We start from the raw sequence: 5,737 nt of genomic DNA on the forward strand, positions 1-5,737 counted from the left end.
ATAATTTAAAAAAATAAAATGAGTAAAAGATAAGTAAATAATTAAGTAAAAAATAAGTAAAAATTAAAATTTTCATATAATTTTGAAAATATTATGATGATGTGTAAAAGCTTTTATTTTCTTAAAAGCTTCTTTTTTGGTGTTTAATAATAATTATTATTCTTTTTTTTTAAACTGAACTTTTCTAGAAATTTTTAATGTGAACTTTTCTTGAAATTTTTAATGTGAACTTTTCTAGAAATTTTTAAAGTGAACTTTTCTAGAAATCCAATTAGAATTTTTCAAGTATTCTTGCATAGACTTCCTTCATTTCCTCACTTGAGTTTTGGTACATTCTCTTAATGATAAGTTCAGGTGTACTTTTTGCCAAGTAATTCATTTTAGGAGTTCTGTCCACAATTAAATTGTAGTTTTCATCAAGTCCTGTAGCCTCAATACCATCAACACGTACACTTGTGTATTTCATTAACTCATTTGCCATGTGGGTAACTATAATTCCATAGGATCTGCTTTCCTTAATCATTTCAATAAAAGTTGAAATGATCTTTACAGCCGCTTCAAGTTCAGTGATTCCCTCAAGTTCATCAAGCAATACCAACTTTTCAGACTTGCTGGTTACAATAGGCATGAATACATTTAAAAATGATTCAAATGCTCCAGCATCCAATGATCTCTTCTTTGAGAAATGATAAATTTCATCCATAAGTTTTATCTTGGCTGATTTTGCAGGAACAGGCAATCCCATCTGTGCCAATATTGCAATCTGGCTGATTGTCTCAAGCAAGGTGGTCTTACCACCACTGTTTGCTCCGGTCAATAGTGCAATGTTGTCCTCTTGGCTTAAGCTGTAATTTATTCTTTGGATTTCTCCAAATTCATCCCCTTGAGTCTTTTCCTTAAGGCATAGCTCAAGGTGGAGTGCCTCATTAAGGACATATTCATTAGAGAATTCCGGTGCATTCAAGTCATAGAGATATGCAAAACTACCTAATGCATATTCGAAATCGAATTCAATTGTTTCATTCACTTCCAATTCTGCCTTTTCCTTTATTGCAGCCAAATGTTCGGCTGCAGTAATCTTCAGGTCAAAATAATTGTTTTCAGAACTTGACATTATCTCCATCTTGATTCTTTCCATTTCCATATCGTCAATTTCGATTGGATACTTTCTGATGAATGGGTCAAAATCAATGCCACTTTCGGCTTTGATATTTTCTTTTGATTTACTTAAAATTTCGTCAAATATTTGTTCTATCTTTGGAGGTAAAGCATTGTTTAATAAGTCGAGAACTTCATCTCCTTCAAGGTCTACATTTTGAATCTTTTCTTTAAGTTCTTCATCTATATGTCTTTTTTCATTATTAACAATTTCATCCAAATCAATTTCTTTCATCTTATAACTATCAAGTTCCTCAAGAATGGGTCCAATGTCATTGAGTACTGTGTCCTGTCCAAGGATTTCTCTAATCTTGCCAACCCTTTCAAAGAGCTCCTTATTTTGTCTGAAATAGTCTAAAATTGTCTCGGGCACCAGTTGGTAGGTAGGTGCATCCTTATTGATCATTATTAAATTAGGCATATCTCCAAAATCAAGGAATCCTTCGCTATAAATGTAAAATACCAGTTCGTATCCCCTTATTTCCTCTTGGAAAAATACAGAATCTGATGCGGTAATTATTGTGTAATATCTGTTTAATCCTAAATCCATCAGGTAATCGCTATCTTCAGCACTTTCCACAAGTATTGCCTTACTTGCATCATAATTAGGCTTTGCCTTAATTGGCTTATGGAGATTTTTCATAAGTCTGTTCAATTCATTCAAAGGCAATGCGGAGACCTTTTCCTTTGCATGCATTACAAATTCCAATCTTTCTCTTATAAGGTCCTCATTTTTGATTGGTGCCATAAGGAGAATTCTGTTTTTTGAATAGCTTGTGTTTGAATAAGCTAAAATCTTTTCGATTATTTCCTCATACAATTGAAAGGCCCTTTCACTTTTTAAAAACTTCTGAGCAGGATTTCCAATTAACTGGTTCATTATTTCAATTGCCTTTCTTTGGCTGATTCCATCTATTTCAATCAATCTTTCCAAATCAAGCTCTTCCATTACTCTTCTTAACTCTTCCTCTCCTCCAAGATTATCCATAATCTTTTGGGACATCTTATCTCCAATTCCTTTTATGTTTTGCAATTCATTTGATTCCATATTATAACCTTATAAGCATTGTTTTTTATTCATATTCCCAAATAGATTTTAAATTTAATTCATTCCTTTTTTATTTTAAATATTTTTGTGCTGGTTTAAAAATTTCTAATTGATTTAATTTATTGTTCTTTTATATATTCTTGTTTTTCCAAGAGCATTTGAAAAATAATATTTTAAATAAGTATTTAATTTTCATTAATAATTTCACTTAAATCTTGATATTATTCTTTTTTTAACCTTATACTATTTTAATTATTCTATTATTTTCTTAATTATTTCAATCCTTTTTCAAAATTGCTTTTATTTCGTTTTTTACAATATTTTTCAAAAATTTCAATTGAATTGTTAAAATTTAATTTTTTTGAAATTTCTTCATCTTTACCATTCTTATGATCATTTTTCTCATTTGAATCTATTGCATCACGATAAAGTTTTCCAATTTCCTCAACATATCCAAGGGATTTCCATCTTGCATCAATAGAGAAGTTTTTAATGCCAATGGATTTCAAATAATCAATCTCATCATATAAGCATAATTCCTCTGAATTTAGGATAATTATCTGATCCTCATTAAGACTTGTTTTGATAGGGTAATATTGTTCCTTTTTATTTTTCAAATAGAATTCATTTGATTTGTCATTGTATGCTTTTTTATTTTTCCAATGGAACTCATTTGATTTGTCATTGTAGAACTTTTTATTTTTAAGTTTTTTCTTTTCCTTTTTCTCAAAGTTCCTGATTAGTTTCAATTGTTTTTTGCTTATCAGTTCCTTTCGGCTTATCATAAGCTCTATATTTCCCTGAACAAGTATTTCAAGTTCTGGCAATTGGATTTTCTCATTTTCCCCCTCATTGTCAACTGAAGCATCCTTAGGACTTTCAGCCAGGTTTTCCCTTGAAACCTTTTTATAGTCCATCATGAGTTTTTCAATATTTTTCTTATATAGTTCAGGAGATATGTGCAGACTTGTGTAATTATCCAATTCCATAACGCTTTCCATGTTAAATACATTTAATGGATAATTTCCATAAATTTTCACTCCAAACTTATCTTTTAATGAATCGTCAAATCCAATTAAACTACTCATAATGTTTATGCTCAAATCCATCTTCTTGAGAATTCCCAAAATCTTTACAATTGACTCCTTGGATTGCTTGTGTTCGATATCAGGTAATTTCCAAACCAGTTCATAATCCTTGTTTTGGGATATTTCAATGGCATTTTTTAGGAAATTTACACAATAGCTGATATCCAGTTCCTTTGAATTGTTCGGATTGTAATTGATTTTCCTTTCACTGACTTCCATTATTCCATTTTTGCTTGGAATTTCCAAATAGGCTCTGTTGAATAATTTGGAATTCTTTGATTTGCCAAGTGCCTTTAAAATTTCCAAATCATTAATGAAGATGGATAAGTCGGCATTTCCATTATCCTTTGATTTAAAGTCAATCTTTTTATCCAATCTTTTGTTCAATTCTCCAATTCTCTTTTCTGCAATCTCGACATCCTCCCTGTTTGGCAGGTAAGTCTTGATTATTTCCTCTTCCAGCTTATTGAAGAAATCTCTTCTAAGTTCATTTAATTTACTTATTGGTGTAAATAAGCTCTTATTGTTGTTTACTGTAATTTTTTCAATATTATATGGAAGATCCCCTATTTTTATCAATTGCTTTTCGATGATTTCATTGGAGATAGGCTTTTTGATTGCTTCCTGCCAAGGCTCATTTCCCTTATGGCTTAAGGTGATGACCTTTCCATTGTCTAACTTAAGGTTTCCCTTGATGTGAGGGTAATTGTCCTTGTCTATTCTGAAATAGATTTCAAGTTTTGACTTTTTGACGAATCTTTTTTGATTATTCTTTGTCAGTTCCTTAAGGTCCCTTGACAAGGAGTTTCTCTTGCTTAGATAAACCTTGTATCCCTTTTCAAGATTAAAGTTGATTCTCTTGTTTTCCCTAACCTTCTTGATAACAAGGATTTTTCCCTTAATGTCCTTGTCCTTTTCTCTTTTTCTCCAATGTTTGTCTCTTGAATCCCTTATCACTGGCTTGGATGAGATGTCAAAACCATAACTTTGGATTTCTCCTATATTGTCTTGGGATTTTTCTTCTTTGTTCTTATTACGTTTATTGCTCTTGCTTTTACTCTTGCTTTTACTTTTTTTATCTCTTTTGCCTTTTTTGCCAGCGAAATTATTATCTGATTCATCTTTGATTTGACTGTAGCCTGATTCAATCACTATTCCGTCTCCCTTTTCAGGGATATGGATTAGATTGTCCTTAAGTAAAATGTGTATCTCTTCGGTTTGAGGGTTGTATCTGTGAATTGTACCTATAAACAGTCCTTGATGGCCTGGTTTCTTTCGGTTCATAATCATTTGATTGTTTTTAGGTATTAGATGTCCTGTAGTAAATTCCCTATTGAAGACAAGTTCCAATTCCTCAATTGAATTTCTGTTAATGCTTTTTTGTTTGTCCTTCAATTCGATGATATGTTCCTTTTCCTGAATTTTCTTAAAGTCCGAACTCTTTCCCTTTTTGCCCTTTGCCTTTTTGCTGGATTTCTTAATGTTTCTTGTGATTTCCCTTGAGAGCTTATCATATCTTAGCTTGTTAAGTCTTTTTCTGTAATTATTGACAACGGTTGCAACATAGTTATTGTCTCTCATTCTGCCTTCGATTTTTATGCTGTCCACATTTAGGCTGATTATTTCATCCAGATTCTCATATAATGACAGATCTCTTGGGGAAAGAAGGTATCTTCCCTCGGTTCTTGCTTGGATGGCCTTATTTTTATTGATGTTTAATTCATATTTTTCACGGCAAGGCTGTGCACATCTTCCCCTGTTTCCACTTCTTCCGCCTTGCAATGAGGACAATAGGCAATGACCTGAATAGGAGTAGCATAATGCTCCATGAACAAATATCTCTATTTCAATGTCTAGTGAATGAGCATATTCGATAATCTCTTCCAATTCCTTGAGTTCAAGTTCTCTTGGTACTACAATTCTTTTTATATTATGTTCATGTGCCCACTTGACTCCTTCAATATTGTGGATGTTCATTTGTGTTGAGGCATGGATTTTAAGCATTGGAATGTTTTCATTGATTATTCTTATAAGTCCTATGTCTTGAATAAGAACAGCATCAACTCCTATTTTATATAATTCCAATAAGTATTCACTTATTTTGCCCAATTCCCCTTCCTTGATTAATGTGTTTACTGTGACATAAACCTTTACATTATGAAGATGGGCATATTTGACTGCTTCCCTTATTTCAGCCAAGGAAAAGTTTTCTGCATAATTACGAGCTCCATATTTCTCTCCAGATAGGTATATGGAGTTTGCACCAGAAAGAATTGCTATTTTTAAATGTTCAGCACTGCCTACAGGAGCTAATAATTCAGGTAATTTCATTTTAAGTCCTCTTTTAGTAAAAATTTTCAAAATGATTTTTGAATGTTTTTTATTAAATTTTAAAATTTTTTTGTTTTTTTTAATTTTTTTATTAAATTTTTATTTTTTTGTT

2 protein-coding genes are annotated in these 5,737 nt (G+C 31.4%); both read right to left on the bottom strand.

Annotation, left to right across the window (positions count from 1 at the left end):
• Positions 1 to 271: 271 nt before the first annotated feature.
• On the bottom strand, positions 272 to 2,206 hold the full coding sequence (locus tag Q0138_RS01045) for an endonuclease MutS2 (RefSeq protein WP_297979711.1): 1,935 nt from the start codon (positions 2,204 to 2,206) through the stop codon (positions 272 to 274).
• 272 nt (positions 2,207 to 2,478) lie between these two features.
• Positions 2,479 to 5,625 carry a U32 family peptidase gene (locus tag Q0138_RS01050; RefSeq protein WP_297979714.1) on the bottom strand — a complete coding sequence of 1,049 codons (3,147 nt, stop codon included), beginning with the start codon at positions 5,623 to 5,625 and terminating at the stop codon, positions 2,479 to 2,481.
• Positions 5,626 to 5,737 lie beyond the last annotated feature (112 nt).

Source organism: uncultured Methanobrevibacter sp. (genome assembly GCF_937906425.1).
Taxonomy (GTDB): Archaea; Methanobacteriota; Methanobacteria; order Methanobacteriales; family Methanobacteriaceae; genus Methanobrevibacter.